Genomic DNA, 16,261 nt, shown 5'->3' on the forward strand with positions numbered 1-16,261 from the left:
TATCATTCTTAATTCATCATTATTTTGATCCTTTTAGGATGGTAGAGTACCGGCCCATGTCTTTAAACAGGTCGAGGGCGGCTTTTAGCTCTGGATCGGTGGCAAAAGAAGCTTCTTTTATCCCTTTCTGCAGGTAATAATGCCCCGCAATCTCCTGTTCCAGCAATGTACGGATTTCAGTTTTGAAGGTATTCAGGTCAGCGTCTTTGCTGTGCGACATTTTCGTTTTAAGCGACTTCAACTGATCCTGAATCTGATCGAAATATTTCTCTTTCTTAGCCGATGCTTCCAGGGTACCCAAATCTTTTTCAACCTGAGTGGTATAATCATACTCTTTATCGGCTACCCACTTCGTAAAGTCCGCGTACTCGGCATCCGTTAGGTGGAACTCACGGGCGGGCTTGATGCTGGGATGATCGTGGTGGTATTTGACAGCGTAATCGAAGATTAACCCCTTGTTGGTCAGGCTAAGAGCAATAGGCGTAGGCGTTTGCGCGTCAATCACTACGTCGGGAAGAACACCGCCACCATCGTACACCACACGTCCAGCTTTGGTTTTGAAGGCCGTTTTCAGTGAATCCGGGATTTTGCCCACGCTTCCGTCGGGATTGCGGTGACTATAGTCGATCGCCTGAATGCAACGCCCGCTGGGGATGTAGTATTTGGCCGTGGTAATCTTGAGCTTGGTGTTGAACGATAGCTCCCGGGTAGTTTGTACCAGTCCTTTACCGTAGGTACGCTGGCCGATCAATACCCCCCGGTCGTAGTCCTGAATAACCCCCGACACAATTTCGGCAGCGGATGCACTATGGCTGTTGGTCAGGACGATAATCGGAATTTCGAGGTCCAGTGGAGGATTCAGGGCCGTATAGGTTTTGTTCCATTCGGTCACTTTCCCTTTCGTGGTTACCACTTCCGAATCTTTCGGGATGAATGTATTACAGATGTCGATGGCCATGTTGAGCAGCCCACCGGGGTTTTCACGAACGTCGAGCACCAGTTTTTTCATCCCCTTGCCCTTCAGTTCCTGAAATGCCGATCGAACTTCCCGCGATGCCGTTGCCGTAAAATCTTTCAGATCGATATAGCCCACATCTTCAGAAATCATACCATAGTAGGGTACGTTGGTCATTTTGACAACATCCCGAACCACGCTCAGGTCGACAGGGTTTTTCTCACCATACCGCTGTACTGTCAGTTTTACGGCTGTATTGTTCTGCCCTTTCAATAACTTACCGGGGTCTGAATCTTTCAGATTCTTCAGTGTGAAACCGTCAATTTTAACAACTTCATCGCCAATGCGTAGTCCCGATTTTTCGGCTGGGGTACCTTCATACACCATCAGCACGATGTGCTTACCCTGACGTTGGCCAATCAATGCGCCAATGCCGTTGTAGCGCCCGGTGGTCATGGTCATGTAATCCTCAATTTCGTCTTCAGCAAAGAAGTTGGTATACGGGTCGAGGGCTTTCAGCATCGCGTCGATACTGGTTTTGACCATGCGGTTCGGATTTACCTCATCGACATAATATAAATTCAGCTCTTTGAAGAGTGTGGCGTATATATCGAGGTTGCGAGCAATTTCGAAAAACCGGTCATCGGTCTTGAAGGAGAAGAAGCCAATGCCACCCGCTACCAGCGCCGACGAGGCTAAAAGAGTAAGGCGTTTAGAAAAGCGCATATTGAGTGAAGAATGTATAATGGACAATGTGTAATGGACAATGCGGTCGAAAAGCCCGTTGGGGCATTATTCATTTGGCATTATTCACTATACATTTAGCTATTGCTAATTTCATACCTTTTTCTATCTCTTCAAACGAAATTATCTGTTTGGCGGTATAAAGAAAGGCAATATATGCCGGTATAGACTGACCGGTTGATGGATTTTCTAGCTGAAACAGATGTTTATTCAGGCGGTAGGCTTCCCGTACCCGTCGGCGAATCAGGTTACGGTCAACAGCGCGCTTGAAGGTTCGTTTCGGTACGGTAATGACAATGGCAGGAAGCGAAACGTTGCTTGAAGAAATAGATTCGGGTTGGGGGAGATAAAGTACCCGAAATGGAAAAAGGTAGAACGTCCTAACAGCCGCACTACCCTTCTTAAATAATTCGCCGAGAATTTTTTTGCTGCAAAGCCGTTCCGATTTGGTGAAGGTTTGCTGCATAGAGTCGTCAGTGGTTAGTCATCATATTGGACAGTCACTGTCGATTGATGACTAACCACTATTAACTATATTTTAAAGCGATCGCCTTTTTTCTCGTCCGATACGGTCAGTTTATGCCGACCTTTAGCCCGACGGGCTGCTAATACTTTGCGGCCGTTGGCAGTAGCCATACGCTCACGGAAACCGTGTTTGTTTTTCCGCTTCCGGTTCGATGGTTGGTACGTTCTTTTCATGATCTATGTAGCCTAAAACTCTTGTTTTCCAAATGAGTCCGCAAAGATAACAGAATTGCATTAGTTTACCAAGCCCTTGTTTTAGATTTGTAATTGGTTAGTTGTTGATTAGTTAATTGGTTGATTGGTTCAGTAGTTTGTATGCCAATTTATTAGTCAACCCATTAACCAATCAACCGCTCAATCAGTTAACAAAGCTATGCATTATCGTCTGTCTGCCGACCCAGTTGCTCCTCATTATATAGCCGTTGATGCCCGGCTGACGGCTATCAATACAACTGAGGTTGAATTACAGTTGCCCGCCTGGCGGCCAGGACGATACGAGTTGCAGCAGTTTGCCCGAAATATCCAGCGATTTACGATCGTTGACGGCGATGGTAACCCGCTACCGTTTCGCAAAATCACCAAAGATCGGTGGCTGGTGCAAATGAATGGCGCAACTGAACTGACTGTTCATTACAATTATTACGCGCTGCTGTCGACCCCAAATCAACTGAATGCAGGCAGCAGTTTTGTGAGCGAAAGCCTCCTGTACGTCAACCCGGTCAACCTTTGCCTGTATGCGGAGGGGCGTATCACCGACCCTTGTACTCTGGAACTGGATATACCCGATGGCTGGACAATTGCCTGTGGCATGGAGAGGATTGGCAATAAAACCCTTCGGGCGGCTGACTTTTACGAGCTGGTCGACAGTCCGATTATTGCAGCTCCGGCGCTTCAGCATATTCAGTATGCTATTGGCGAAACCTCGTTTCATGTCTGGATTCATGGCGGGCGTCGGACGGATGGTAAACTTACCTTCAATGCCGATCGGATTGTGCAGGATCTCAGTCGGTTTTCGCAAAAGCAAATCGATCTTTTCGGTGAGTTTCCAGAAAAAGACTACCATTTTCTGACGCTGGTGCTGACCGTACCCTATTATCATGGTGTAGAACACCGAAATTCTACCGTATTGGTGCTGGGTCCGAATGACGAAGGGGAAGGGCTTTATCAGGATTTATTGGGTGTATCATCGCATGAACTGTTTCATGCCTGGAATATCATCCGTATTCGGCCCGTTGAGTTACTGCCTTACGATTTTACAAAGGAAAACTATTTTTCGACCTGCTTTGTGGCCGAGGGGGTAACCACTTATTATGGCGATCTGATGCTTCGGCAATCCGGTGTTTTTTCGGATGAAGCCTATCTGAAAGAGTTACAGGTGTTATTCAAACGCCACTTTGAAGCGAACGGACGGGCCTTTCAGTCGCTAACCGAATCGTCGTGGGATTTGTGGCTCGATGGGTATGAAAAAGGCGTACCCGATCGGAAAGTATCCGTCTACCATAAAGGCTCGATTGCGGCTCTGATTCTGGACCTGCACATTCGCCAACTGACGGACCATACCCGTTCGCTGGATGATGTTATGCGCCTGATGTGGCAGCAATTTGGTAAGCCGTTCGTAGGCTATACACTTGATGACTATCGAAGGGCGACCGAACGAGTAGCTGGCGAATCGCTGGATTGGTATTATAACCTGTGCATTTTTGGCAATCAGCCGCTGGAAACAACGCTCAATTCGTATCTGGCCTGGGTGGGTTTACAGATCGTTTATGAGGAACCGACACTTGAGCATCCGGGTGGTATTCGACTACTGGAGCTGGATGATGAAGCCGCAGCGCAACAACGGGCGAAATGGTTTGGCGGCTGGCTGACAGAAGCGCCACACGACGACCTGATACCAGAAGACAAGCTCGGTAAAAAAGTTGTTGCGAAGTGACATAGGCTGGCAAAATAAACCTGGACGATAGTTTGTGTGACCACCTGTTGCTTTTGATGAAACAAGCAAGCAGGGTAGTATTAATATGATTATATAGTAGGTTTTCGGGTAATCGATAGGACCGCCTTCGGCGCATTGTTGACCTCGAACTTTCCCTTTCCGTAGTCCCACGCATATATACCATTTTTGTCGCAAAGTGTCATGTCAAAATGCCTTTTCAGCAACTAGGTGAGTAGTTCATCTCGCTTCAGGTTGTTAATTGCTGACGGTTCAAAGTCCTAGTAGACAGGCGTTTGAGGTTTATAAAACATCTCAAACGCCATACCTGCTGCCAAAATGAGCCCTCTCACGAAGACAGGCGTTTAAGGCGGCATTTCCACAGACTAAAGACAACAATCAGAGAGGTTATATTAAACCCTAGACACTATATGAAATCTATAGTGCTGATAGCCAATAGATGTTTCCCGATAAGGGTTTGTTGGGAAGGCATTCTAGAGGTTTGTACCGGGTAGCCCCGAAACTTGTACTAATTAAGCCATAACCATGCACTAAGTGAACACTGCGTGCAGCATCCCATTTAATGAATAAAACAGAGCCTAATTCAGGAAGTCAGAAACTTAACTATCACTTAGAGTTACCCGCGCAGTTCGCCAGTTGGAACCAATTTTATGATGAGTTGATCCGGTTGGGACTAATTCAGCCTGCTACGTCTGTCGTTCGCATCAAGGTCTTTCGGGCAACCGATCGCGTTCAGGATGGCGAAAGTGTTTCTGTCTATTTATATTATGAGCGTCAGTATATTGAGCGGATGTGTCTGGAAGAATTTCGTCAAGAACGATCAAGCCATTTGTTGACAGTTGAGGAGTTAGAGCGACTGATTCAGATCGTGAGCAACCAAGCCTCACAATTAAATGACTGGGATTTACTGATCAAACTCAAAGGGCTATTTCATAATAAGGAGCACCAGGAGAAAAAATAAGCAACAAGCATGCAGAACGACCTACTCGTGTAGCGTGTTGACTTAATCTCAAGAATCCCTCTATCGAAATAGAAGAGCCAATTCTTAATAGCACTGTTTTAATTACCCCATAAAAAACGCAGCTACCTGAATGGGGCTGCGTTTTTTATGAAATCTATGAAATACTTTCCTAATCAACCCCAGCGGCTTTTTTGGTCCGATCCTTAGCGGCTGCTTTTAATTCTTTCGCATCGCTTTTCAATTCTTTCTTATGAGCGTGTTTCATCTTCCGTTCGGCTTTCGCATTGCGTGTAGCAGGGTCAGAAATCCCAGCAACCTCGATGCCTCTACCGCTTCGCGCATTGGCGTTGAGCTCATGGGCTTTTGCCACTTTCTTTTCGGCTTTCTGTTCCTTTTTGTTAGCCTTGGCTTCCTGAACAGCCTGACCGAAACTGGTTTGCGTTAGGGTTAACATGGCTACCACGGATGCCCCTACAATGATTTTGTTCATAACGTTTCTGTTTGAGTGAAAGGTATGCCTACCAAATTGTTTAGTTGTTTATACTTAACTAGAAATACTCACCTTGGTTTTCGGTTGCGCTAAAATTTAATTTTGGTATTAAAGCAGTTTAAACTTTTGCGGGTAGGCTAAAAATGAGCGTTTTTGTCATGCTGACGAAGGAAGCATCTTAAGGACTCTCATCTCTCAGGTAAACAACCCTTAAGATGCTTCCTTCGTCAGCATGACAAAAAGCCGTAAACCAAAAGTTTAAACAACTTCATTGTTAAAAATTTCCTGTTCTACGAACGCCCAAATAAAAGCCCATGGAATTATCATAGAGGTCCCCCATATCGGTCGCAATTGATGCACGGGCAGTCACTCCTTTCATGATAGCCACCGGAGACGATAGAGTCAATAAGGAGGAAAACTGACGGATTGGTGTGAGAAACGGCATTTCATAGGTGCCTAGATTTTCACTGTATGACGCTTTTAGCTGGAATGAAAAGAAGTCCAGTACCTGGCCTGATAGCCCAAGATGCATAACGGCCACACGATTATTATTGGTGAACCCATATTGCGGTAATTCGCTGCGGCTAGTCGGCGAAGGACTAATAAAGGGTGTGCCAATGGTTTGCCCATAACGCGACCAGCCATCCTGGTATTGGGAATGGTTGAAATAATTATCCCGGCCCCGCTGCTTATCGATGGTATCGACAAACAGGGATCCACCCTGGCTCTGGGTATAAAGATACTCCAGCAGCAGGTCCTCAATCCGAATCCCGGAGAGATTACGGGGGCGCCGGTTGCGGATGCGTAGTCCGTTGAGCCCATCCTGAAGGTTGGTCAAATAAAATAAGGAACCATCCTCATAGATATTCTGCCGGTAAGCAAATATCGAAAAGGACTGGCCAGTATACTCAATGGCCAGATCGACCGTACCCAGATGATTGCCAATCCGATTCTCCTGATCGAAATGACTAATCCGATTGGTATCGATATTGCCCTGGGTGTTGAGCGAGCGAGCTAATACGACGTTGACATAATCGCTGAACTGATTAGGGAGCTGGTTATTTTTAATAGTTGAGTTATTCGATAAGCGGTCGGTCCTGCCGCCCCACATTACCTGGTGATTCATGCCTGCGTAGAGTTTCAAACGCCAGTTGGGTTTGCCAAATCGGGCATAAAGCGCTTTTTGGTGCAGCATGGCATTGTTGACAAATCGTCCTGACTCAAACCAGCCGTGGGCGTAAAACCCTTTGAAACCTATGAATCCTTTGCGGGGAATATAGTCCTGTACGGCTACTTGTACTTTGGTTAAAGGTAAAGCATTGTCCGACCAGGCATAGGAGCCCGAGCTTAACGTTGAATCGACCAGGCCGATGATTTCCCGTCGTCGGCCGGCCCAGACTTCCACACTCCGCCCCAGTTTGAGTTTCAGATAGGCTTCAGGGATTAGTAACTGATAGCTGTAGCCTGCATTGATGACCGCCTGCGCTCCCCAGCCGAAACCAATCTTACGCCTGATGGCTTTTAGGCTATCTGCATGAGATAAGGTAGTCCGATAGTCTTGGCCAACGGTCTGGCGGAGGGTCATAAACGGGGTCTCATCGGGCACGATTCCATATTGATTACTGCGTAACCAGAAGGGTGTTTTTGAGGTAGATGCCCCATAGAAGCCCACTTCAGTTTGATACCGCACATGGCGTACGCTTTGCGCCAAACTTGTTCGAACAACTATCATAAAAAGTAAGCAAACTAAACTACAGGTAGAGGAAGTGGGCATAGGCGAATACGGAGGAAGTTGGCGCTGAAGAAGACTTCAGCGCCAACGAGACAGTGAATGGTGAGAGTGGAATCTAAAAATGAGCTAATCCAATCTATGGGCTAGCTAATTAAATCGGTGCGGACGAGTTCGTAGCGCAAAGCCTGGCTTGTTGCGCCTGTTGGTTGTGAACGACTTACTAAACCAGCCTGTCGACTGAGGATGAGTCTTGGCTTTAGTTGCGTCTGACAGCGAATAATGGGTCGGCTGGGCAGTTTTTAGCTTGGATTGAATAAACCGAAAGGAAACGTAACAATAGGCGATAATAACGCCCGCTTCCACGATGGTATCTAAGGGCTCCCGCTCATAGCGGCCTAGTTTGATATCCTGATACAAGTCCAGAAGTATCCAGCAGTAGCCCATAAAACCCAGCAGACCGGCCAGGATAATACTCATCATTAACAAGGACTGTCTCATAATCGAATGGATTTATCGGTATACACATCGATCAGCTCAAGTGGTTGCGGTGCTGTTTTAGCTGGAGTAGCACCGAATCAATGCGACGACGTGATACCTTAACAATTTGCTTATTGGGCATACTTACTTCCAGCGTCGTGGAATTATAGGAATCATACTTTAAGACAAAGCTGGGATTGATCAGATCCGATTTATGCACCCGAACAAAACCGGGTATCATCTCTTCAAACCATTTCAGGTTTTTCGTGGTCAAAATCGGTTTGGGATGGGTTTGAAGATGAAGCCAGGTATAATTACTCTCCCCTTGCAAGCGAATAATCGAGTTCAACAAGACGGGCTTTTCAACGCCGGGGACTTTAATAGAGCGGATGGTAGTGCTAACAGTAGGAATCATAACGAGTGAAATTGAGGATGTAACGAAGAAGTAATACAGGCACAACGGCCACTTGAGCCAACGTACCAAACCGATGGACACACGGGTTGAGACAGGAAGAACTTCCTGTCGCTCAGGACGATTTAAGCCAATTAGAGCAAATGCTGGCTGAACTGGACCATACCGATCCAATTAGCTGACCGAAGATAGCGGGTCAGCAACCGGGCTACTACTAGCCGGAAACCGCAGAAATTAAGACAAATAAAAGTGGCTCATAGTCGCCAGACAGCATGGAGCACTTGCGGTCGCCTACGTTTCAGGCGACGATGTATAAGAGACGCAAAAAATTGCAAAAAAAGAACTATAAACCAGTTAGTCGGCCAGATGAGCGGATGTTGATGGGGCGCAATAGCCTGATTCTCAAGTAGGGTTTCCTGTGAGTCAACCGCTGTTGGGTTCGGCGATTGAATCGGAGTAGTATGCACATAAGTATCATACTCATCGCCAAAATCATCACCTATGTCGCCCAGGTCAACTTCCAGGACGGCACACGAAAAAAATAGCCCCACCAGCGCCACCGTCAATAGACGAATCCAGCTAACTGGCATAAACTCCTGCCTGATAAACTCATTTAGAATGATAAGCTTGTTCAGCGACTTGTAATCGTTTAACCAGGATGGCTTTTGCATTGATTGATTAGGCAACGGCATTCTCAATAATGGGTTGGGGGTCATTACTGATAGCGTCGTCTTTGTGATCATTTTGTCAGCTAAGCATCCCTGTCGCATACAAGTAAGCAAACGATTAAGGTAATTATGGACGTTAGAGTGGGGAAGGGGATCTGGATAGGCTTCCAATTGGCAAAAGGCTTGCCAATCAGATTTATCCGTGTAACTACCTAGGTAATTTCAGTATCATAATACATGAAACAATCAACGTATTGACTGTTTTTGATTAACTATCTCCGTTTTTTTTCAAATTAGGGATTCCCAATGTTATTGTCTTCGTAGTTAGTTCTATGCCACGATGAGGAATAAGTTCTACAGGGTTGAGGAAGTAGTAGGTCACTCTAAAAATCATATGTATTTTTAATCAGTCTAGATTAACGATAGTTATATACGTTAATGATCATAATATCCTTTTTTTGATCAAAAAGATCGCTTCATTTAATACGGGGTTTTACGTAAGTCAATTTATTTGGCAACGCAACTAGTGTAAGCCTTAACAGTAGTTAATAACTTCCTGAAGTTTTATTTTTCAGGTAGTTATCTTGTAAATCCTCGAACACCTATGTATTCTGTTCGCTCGCTCGTAAGCTATGCGTTTATAGCTGGACAAACAGTTTTTTCTGCTTTGGGGCAGGTGCAATCATCAGTCACTGAAGCCCATCGCAGTCAGGTCGCCTTTCAACTGCCCGAAACCGGACTGATTACGGAGGGGGTTGCGCATGACCCTAAGACTGGATCGTTTTATATAAGCAGCGTCCATGAGCGAAAAATCATCCGCTATTCCGCCAAACAGATGCCTGCTGATCTCTCACAGCCGAAGGATAGTCTTTGGGGTGTTTTCGGAATGAAAGTTGATGCCGAACGTCGATTGTTGTGGGCGTGTAGTTCGGCATTGCCGCAGGCGAAAGGCATTACAACTACGACAAATGGTCGTTCAGCCCTGGTTGTGTATGACCTGAAATCGAATCGGCTGAAACGTACATACCCAATTCCCGATGATGGAAAGGCGCATCTATTGGGCGACCTTACGCTGGCCAAAGACGGAACGGTTTATAGTACGGATAGTCGTACGCCCTGGATTTATCGGCTGAAGGCAGGGACAACAACCGTAACTCCCTTTCTGACCGATACGTTATTTCGATCATTGCAAGGCTTGGCCTTGTCGGACGATGAGAAAACGTTGTTCGTTGCTGATTACCGACGTGGCCTGCTGGCGGTTGATCTGGCAACCAGACAGGTAAGGTGTTTGTCCTGCACACAATCGACAGACCTGAGCGGGATAGATGGGCTGTACTATTACCCAAATAGCCTAATTGCTATTCAAAATCGGCGTAAACCATATCGGATTTCCAGGGTTCGGCTAGCAGAACATGCACTGGCGATTGAGCAGGTCGATACGCTGGATAGCGACCATCCGCTTGCGAGCGAGCCTACACTGGGTGTTATCGTGGGAAATCAGTTTTACTACATCGCCAATAGCCAGTGGGATGCATTTGATGAGACAGGTAAACCCGTACCTGATTTCCCTGCCCAAAAACCGACTATTCTGGTGCTTCTACTAGATTCGAAATAATAAATACTGCTGCCGATTCTTATTCAAACTGAAAAGCAAAATACATACAGTTGCCCTGGCTCATATTCTGAAGGGCGTGGGGAACATTCGATTCCAGGAAGATCAGGTCGCCTTTGGTAGATGGGTACAATTTACTATTGATACTTTCCTGCGCATTGTTATCAACCATCAGCAGGATTTCGGCAGCTCGGTGTGTATGGGGCGCATGACTCCATAACCCTTCGCGTAGCGTGGTTACGTGCATCTCGAATCGTTTGGTCATCCCCGTAGCGCGGTCGAACATGCGTCGGATTCCACCTTTGTCGTGCGGTTGAAACGGAACCTCATTCCAGTCGATCCAGAAGGAGCCGCCCGCTTTTCGGCCCCGCTCCAGATCAACGGGTTGTCTGGACGTATATCGCATAACGTAATAGGTCGCCGGTACATCTTCTCTGTTGTCGAAACCGTGTTCGTCGCCGGGCATGATCAGGGCAATACTACCGGCTCCCAGCGTTTTTGATTTACCCTCAATAGTGATGGTCAGTTTGCCTTCTTTGATGATAATTAACTCCTCATCGTCATGTTTATGGGCAGGGTGTGGTGCCTGATGGGCTGGCAGCGTTGTCGCGTGAACTTCGAGATGGCTGAAATCCGTCGTATTTCCCTCTAGAATAGGCCGTTGTTCCACTCCTGCTTTTTTTACGACAGGGGCTTCTGCCCAGGCATACACCTTTGAGTCGATGGATTGACCCATGGCCTGATAAAAGCTGATGGCGAAGAAAACGAACGTGACAACTGATTTCATGGAGAGTGCTGATTGCTCATTACAAAAAGCCATGTTGTACAGCCGATTACTCGTACAGGTAAATAAATCCGTCGGTTGAGAATGGCTACTGACATAGGGCTGTCATAGGGAGGCTGTTACTTTGTACGTATAAAAACAAGCCGGATATGACATCGATAATCGAAGAAAAAACGCCCGTTACAGTAGCATCGCTGGTGCATGATTATGCCGCTTATAATGCATGGGCCAATAAGCGACTCGTTGATTGGCTCCAAACAAAACCAGCCGATCTGATGGAACAGGAAGTGCCGTCCAGCTTTCCAACGCTGAGAGAAACGCTGGTGCACATCTGGGATACTCAGCGTTTTTGGCTGGCGGTTGTACAGCAGGTGCCCATGCCAACCTCATTCCGACTGGAAGGCTTCCATGGTACACTGGACGATGTGTTTATAGGCCTTGTTACGCAATCGAACCAATTCGCTGAATATGTCAGGCGTCTGACCGAAGCGGAACTGGAGCAGGAAGTGTATTTCACAACGCCCTGGGTCGATGGCGTTCAAACGCGCCTATCGTTTATCCAGCATTGCCTGAACCATAGTACATATCATCGTGGACAGGTCGTAACCATCGGGCGCATGGTTGGCCTGACCGACGCTCCCATGACCGACTATAGCTTCTTCCGGCTCATCGGCTAGTTGTATTAAACACAGAGACGCAGAGTTCACAGAGAAATTTTAATATTTTTTGCTCTGTGAACTCTGTGCCTCTGTGTTTAATCTATTTTAAGCGAACCACAGTCTGAATGCGTAAACCGACTACTTATTCACCCATTTCCACCAGTTGTTAATTCTCCCGTTGACGGACATATTCTTTCGCATTGTTTTGTACGCACAAGTTGGTTAGTCCTTACTTGACCAGACCAGTAACCAGCAACAAGACAATGGCAAACGAAAAAACGATTATCGACGAGTGGGCAGTTAGAGACCTGGAAGATGGCTCTTCTCTGAAAGTTACGGTTATGAGCTGTTCAGAGCTGGGCAATCAATCCCTGCCCGGTATTCAGGTATGGTACCTGGGGTATATCGTCAACTACGAACCGCTGATTGTGGAGCGTTGGGCGTATCAGGCATCAAAAGCAGGTGTAGATGAATACCTGCTGGAAGATCAGTCGTGGATGGTACACGAAGACCAGTTTATAAAAAACTACCTGGTGCTGGGTTCTCCACTAAAAGCCAAAGTAGAAGTAAAATCGCGCACCTCTAAAGTGATTGCCAAAGAATACGAGCTGCCTTTTGAGGTTTAAATAGCTATGACTCCCCTGCTTCGTACGGTTCTGCACATTTTGTTCTTTCCGATTAGCCTGCTTTTCGTCCGGTGTGGCAACTCATCACTGTCGACGGGGCCGGTCGTAGATCCATCACTCCTTCGGGTGAATGTAAATTTCTATCGGTCGATGGATGAAGATGGGGATTTTACGGAGAGCGTTGACGCTTATGTAAAAGATGCCAAAGATAAATCTGTCGCCAATCCAGACATTCAGGTGAAAGTAGATGGCCATCCGATGAGGCTGACGACCGGATCGACCAATTACTACAGTACCTATGCCTACTATATGCTGGTGGATTCTACGTGGCATATGGAAGCTGATAAAGCGTATCCGGTCACACTCGTGCTGACCGATGGGAAGGAATATAGCCTGGGTACCATGCAGGTTCAGCCCGAGATGACAGCGGCATTGTTTTCGCCCCCTAAAAAACACAGTCGACGCCAGGCATTGACCTTGTACTGGCAGGATGTAGAACCAAACAACTGGTTTGTGCGGCTCTGGAGAGGCTGGCATGGCGAAACCTCCAAAACCGAGTTAAGCGTTTCGAAAAGCTACCGGACCGTCGATGAATGGAATAATGTGTATTACGAAGGTCAAAGTACGGAAGAAGCCGATTACCTGATAACGGAGATAGGGTCGGGTAAGGGCGCCTTTACCATTCCGGGAACCTATTTTCAACGCCCCCAGAAACCGTTTAATGATCTCTCCCTGATGATGAATTCAGAGAAGCAGGTAACCATTGATGGCCCTTTTCTGAAAGGAAGCGCCCTCAATAGTAGGCGCAGGGCACTTTACCGGATCGCCATAACAGATTAGTACACAAGGGTAGCCCGTTGGTAGCTATAACCTTTCTGATTATCGACAGTTATCTCTGTTCAATAAGTTGAACAATGATGATGACTGTCTCAACACAAACAAAAGCCATCCTCTGGGGCTTGGCGGGAGTAGGAGCCTGGGCGGCTATTAAGGCTGGACTGGCCAAACAGCGCAAAATCAATTTTCAGGGGAAAACGGTTGTGATTACGGGTGGCTCGCGTGGGCTCGGGCTCGAAATGGCCCGTATACTGGCCCAGGAGGGAGCAAACCTGGCTCTCTGCGCCCGCGATTCGGGCGAGCTCGACACCGCCCGAACCGAGTTACTTACCTACGGAGGAAAGGTGTACACCCAAACCTGTGATCTGACGGATAAGCACCAGATTAGCGACTTTATTGACGACGTCCGGCAGGTATTCGGGCCCGTGGATGTGTTGATCAATAATGCCGGAACGATTTTGGTGACCCCCTCCGCACACACCACCGAAGCTGATTTCCGAGAGTCGATGGATACGAACTTCTGGTCGGCTTTTCATACCATCAATGCTGTTTTGCCGCATATGTTGCCCCGAAAAGCAGGTCGTATTGTGAACGTAACCTCGTTTGGTGGTAAAGTGTCAGTCCCGCACTTACTGACCTATTCAACCAGCAAATTTGCGTTTGTCGGTTATTCGGAAGGACTGCGACCTGAACTACAGAAAGAAGGCATTTATGTAACAACCATCTGTCCGGGCCTGATTCGAACGGGAAGTCCGCGAAATGCGTATTTCAAAGGGCAGAATGAAAAAGAATATGCCGCGTTCAAAATTGCGGGATCACTCCCCTTTTTCACCATCGACTCTACCGATTGCGCCCGAGAGATCGTAGAGGCCTGCCGGTATGGAGAAGCCGAACGAATAATTGGGCTGCCGGCTAAAATAGGTGCTTCGATTCAGGGGCTGGCTCCCAATCTGCTAGCCGAAGTAATGGGTATTGTGTCCCGACTATTACCCAACCCTGGCGGCATTGAAGAACAGCGGACAAAAGGGAAAAACAGCGAAACGGCCCTATCCGAATCCTTTCTGACCACGCTCACCGACCAGGCTGCTCTACGAAATAATGAAATGCGTGGGTAAACTGGACTGGTAAAAATAAAGAGTGAAAGAGCGAAAGAGCGAAAAACCATCCGGTAGAAATTCGCTCTTTCACTCATTCACTCTTTCGCTCTTTATTCCTCCTCAATGTTTACATCGTGTTTTTTCGCGGCTTTTTTGATGCGCTCTTTGATGCTATCAACCTCATCGGCATCGTATTTGGCTGCGTTGTCCTTATGGTTGATGTAACTCCAGGCTGCCCGAACGTGCTCAGGCGTATCGATCGGATATTTTTTATTAGTTCGGTCGGCGAATTCAACGTCTCCGTATTTATGTTCGCCTTCGGTCGGTCGAACATCGTCGCGCCGACTGATTTTTGAGTCATTTGCCATAACCGTTGAGTGTAAGTTTTGAATCCGTGAAATACTTGGCGAAACGGTTGCCAGGTAACCGTTATCACTAAAAATTCCACAGAACCTAAAATTGTTTCTAGTTTATCAACGATCCTATTTCATCGAATGTTTAGCGGATTATCAGCCATCATAATTACCGGTGATTGGCCAATGAATTAACCATCACATAAACACTAAATAATGTCTATTCTTTTTTCGCCACTTGCTCTCCGAAGTATTCAGCTTAAAAATCGCATTGTCGTTTCGCCCATGTGTCAATACTCCAGCGTGGACGGTTTTGCCAACGACTGGCACTTGATTCATCTGGGTAGTAGAGCCGTAGGCGGAGCGGGACTGATTTTTACTGAGGCAACGGCTATCTCGCCTGAAGGTCGCATCTCGCCCGATGATCTGGGTATATGGAGCGACGAGCATATTGACGGACTGAAACGCATTACGCAGTTTATTCAGCAGAATGGATCGGTGGCAGGTATTCAACTGGCTCATGCGGGCCGTAAAGCCAGCCACCGTCGGCCGTGGGAAGGAGGTACATTGATCAACCCAACGGAAAAACGGGGTTGGCGGACGGTAGCCCCCAGCGCGATTCCATTTCAGGAAGGTGAACATCCACCTTTGGCACTGACGGAAGAAGGTATTGCGCAGGTGTTAATAGATTTCGAAGAAGCAACCAAACGAGCCATAGAGGCCGGTTTTCAGGTAGTTGAAATCCATGCCGCCCACGGGTATCTGTTGCATCAATTTTTATCTCCTGTAAGTAATCATCGGACGGATCGCTACGGTGGATTGTTCGAAAATCGGATTCGCTTGTTACTGGACGTCATTGCCCGCGTCCAAAGCGTGTGGCCGGAAGATCTGCCGCTATTTGTGCGTATCTCTACGACCGAATGGACAGAAGGGGGCTGGACAATTGACGATTCGGTGGCGTTAGCCGGAATTCTAACTGAAATAGGGGTCGATGTGGTCGACTGTTCGACAGGGGGTAATGTAGCGGGTGCAAAAATTCCGGTTGGGCCAGGGTATCAGGTCCCATTTGCCGGGCAGATCAGACACGAAACCGGGATCAAAACGGCGGCTGTGGGCCTGATCACGTCGGCTGAGCAGGCGGAGGCTATTCTGGCAAACGGCCAGGCGGATCTGATCCTGCTAGCCCGTGAGCTTTTGCGTGATCCGTATTTTCCGCTACATGCGGCCCATTCGTTAGGTGATTCCATCAACTGGCCAGTACAGTACGAACGCGCCAGACCCCGCTGAAAATTCGGTTGAGTATAAACAATTTACCAGCGGAAAGAGTAATCTTGCCAGCAGAAAGTAAAGAACCAGTTGTGTAATCACCATTTATTAA

Annotated in this window: 18 protein-coding genes; 8 read left to right on the forward strand and 10 right to left on the reverse strand. The window is 47.2% G+C overall.

The window, feature by feature from the left end:
* Window positions 1–19: 19 nt before the first annotated feature.
* From ACYVFD_RS20625 to rpmH, 3 genes are all read right to left on the reverse strand, one after another.
* Window positions 20–1,681, reverse strand: coding sequence for a S41 family peptidase (locus ACYVFD_RS20625; protein WP_461092392.1), 1,662 nt, complete (start codon window positions 1,679–1,681; stop codon window positions 20–22).
* Between the two features lie 70 nt (window positions 1,682–1,751).
* Window positions 1,752–2,165 carry a ribonuclease P protein component gene (locus ACYVFD_RS20630; RefSeq protein ID WP_461092393.1) on the reverse strand — a complete coding sequence of 138 codons (414 nt, stop codon included), beginning with the start codon at window positions 2,163–2,165 and terminating at the stop codon, window positions 1,752–1,754.
* Between the two features lie 65 nt (window positions 2,166–2,230).
* Window positions 2,231–2,398 carry a 50S ribosomal protein L34 gene (gene rpmH, locus ACYVFD_RS20635; protein WP_020600134.1) on the reverse strand — a complete coding sequence of 56 codons (168 nt, stop codon included), beginning with the start codon at window positions 2,396–2,398 and terminating at the stop codon, window positions 2,231–2,233.
* Window positions 2,399–2,597: 199 nt separating this feature from the next.
* Here rpmH and ACYVFD_RS20640 point away from each other — a divergent pair, with 199 nt between their 5' ends.
* Together ACYVFD_RS20640 and ACYVFD_RS20645 are read left to right on the forward strand one after the other, a co-directional pair.
* On the forward strand, window positions 2,598–4,157 hold the full coding sequence (locus tag ACYVFD_RS20640) for a M61 family metallopeptidase (protein ID WP_461092394.1): 1,560 nt from the start codon (window positions 2,598–2,600) through the stop codon (window positions 4,155–4,157).
* A gap of 580 nt (window positions 4,158–4,737) precedes the next feature.
* Window positions 4,738–5,136: a hypothetical protein gene (locus ACYVFD_RS20645; protein ID WP_461092395.1), complete on the forward strand. Its 399-nt coding sequence runs from the start codon at window positions 4,738–4,740 to the stop codon at window positions 5,134–5,136.
* 169 nt (window positions 5,137–5,305) lie between these two features.
* On the opposite strand, the gene ACYVFD_RS20650 is transcribed toward ACYVFD_RS20645, so the two are convergent.
* The 5 genes from ACYVFD_RS20650 to ACYVFD_RS20670 all read right to left on the reverse strand — a co-directional run bounded on the left by ACYVFD_RS20650 (window position 5,306) and on the right by ACYVFD_RS20670 (window position 8,918).
* On the reverse strand, window positions 5,306–5,626 hold the full coding sequence (locus ACYVFD_RS20650) for a hypothetical protein (RefSeq protein WP_461092396.1): 321 nt from the start codon (window positions 5,624–5,626) through the stop codon (window positions 5,306–5,308).
* A gap of 274 nt (window positions 5,627–5,900) precedes the next feature.
* Window positions 5,901–7,358, reverse strand: a complete 1,458-nt coding sequence (locus tag ACYVFD_RS20655) for a capsule assembly Wzi family protein (protein WP_461092397.1) — start codon at window positions 7,356–7,358, stop codon at window positions 5,901–5,903.
* Window positions 7,359–7,505: 147 nt separating this feature from the next.
* Window positions 7,506–7,856, reverse strand: a complete 351-nt coding sequence (locus ACYVFD_RS20660) for a hypothetical protein (RefSeq protein ID WP_461092398.1) — start codon at window positions 7,854–7,856, stop codon at window positions 7,506–7,508.
* A gap of 31 nt (window positions 7,857–7,887) precedes the next feature.
* The gene (locus tag ACYVFD_RS20665) at window positions 7,888–8,250 is read right to left on the reverse strand and encodes a LytR/AlgR family response regulator transcription factor (RefSeq protein WP_461092399.1); all 363 of its coding nucleotides are present in this window, start codon (window positions 8,248–8,250) and stop codon (window positions 7,888–7,890) included.
* Window positions 8,251–8,501: 251 nt separating this feature from the next.
* Window positions 8,502–8,918, reverse strand: a complete 417-nt coding sequence (locus ACYVFD_RS20670; RefSeq protein WP_461092400.1) for a hypothetical protein — start codon at window positions 8,916–8,918, stop codon at window positions 8,502–8,504.
* Window positions 8,919–9,519: 601 nt separating this feature from the next.
* Here ACYVFD_RS20670 and ACYVFD_RS20675 point away from each other — a divergent pair.
* The gene (locus tag ACYVFD_RS20675; protein ID WP_461092401.1) at window positions 9,520–10,530 is read left to right on the forward strand and encodes an SMP-30/gluconolactonase/LRE family protein; all 1,011 of its coding nucleotides are present in this window, start codon (window positions 9,520–9,522) and stop codon (window positions 10,528–10,530) included.
* 19 nt (window positions 10,531–10,549) lie between these two features.
* On the opposite strand, the gene ACYVFD_RS20680 is transcribed toward ACYVFD_RS20675, so the two are convergent.
* A complete protein-coding gene (locus ACYVFD_RS20680; RefSeq protein ID WP_461092402.1) occupies window positions 10,550–11,314 on the reverse strand; it encodes a cupin domain-containing protein in 765 nt (254 codons plus the stop codon).
* Between the two features lie 146 nt (window positions 11,315–11,460).
* On the opposite strand from ACYVFD_RS20680, the gene ACYVFD_RS20685 reads away from it, so the two are divergent.
* The 4 genes from ACYVFD_RS20685 to ACYVFD_RS20700 all read left to right on the forward strand — a co-directional run bounded on the left by ACYVFD_RS20685 (window position 11,461) and on the right by ACYVFD_RS20700 (window position 14,548).
* Window positions 11,461–11,988, forward strand: coding sequence for a DinB family protein (locus ACYVFD_RS20685; RefSeq protein WP_461092403.1), 528 nt, complete (start codon window positions 11,461–11,463; stop codon window positions 11,986–11,988).
* A gap of 245 nt (window positions 11,989–12,233) precedes the next feature.
* Window positions 12,234–12,596, forward strand: coding sequence for a hypothetical protein (locus ACYVFD_RS20690; RefSeq protein WP_461092404.1), 363 nt, complete (start codon window positions 12,234–12,236; stop codon window positions 12,594–12,596).
* Between the two features lie 6 nt (window positions 12,597–12,602).
* Window positions 12,603–13,436: a hypothetical protein gene (locus ACYVFD_RS20695; protein WP_461092405.1), complete on the forward strand. Its 834-nt coding sequence runs from the start codon at window positions 12,603–12,605 to the stop codon at window positions 13,434–13,436.
* A gap of 80 nt (window positions 13,437–13,516) precedes the next feature.
* Window positions 13,517–14,548: an SDR family NAD(P)-dependent oxidoreductase gene (locus tag ACYVFD_RS20700; protein WP_461092715.1), complete on the forward strand. Its 1,032-nt coding sequence runs from the start codon at window positions 13,517–13,519 to the stop codon at window positions 14,546–14,548.
* A 92-nt stretch (window positions 14,549–14,640) separates the two neighbouring features.
* Here ACYVFD_RS20700 and ACYVFD_RS20705 read toward each other — a convergent pair whose 3' ends face one another.
* Entirely contained in the window at window positions 14,641–14,898 is a 258-nt protein-coding gene (locus ACYVFD_RS20705; protein ID WP_461092406.1) for a DUF6582 domain-containing protein, read from the reverse strand.
* Between the two features lie 201 nt (window positions 14,899–15,099).
* On the opposite strand from ACYVFD_RS20705, the gene namA reads away from it, so the two are divergent.
* Window positions 15,100–16,170: an NADPH dehydrogenase NamA gene (gene namA / locus ACYVFD_RS20710; RefSeq protein WP_461092407.1), complete on the forward strand. Its 1,071-nt coding sequence runs from the start codon at window positions 15,100–15,102 to the stop codon at window positions 16,168–16,170.
* The last annotated feature ends 91 nt before the right edge of the window (window positions 16,171–16,261 follow it).

Source organism: Spirosoma gilvum (assembly GCF_054776815.1).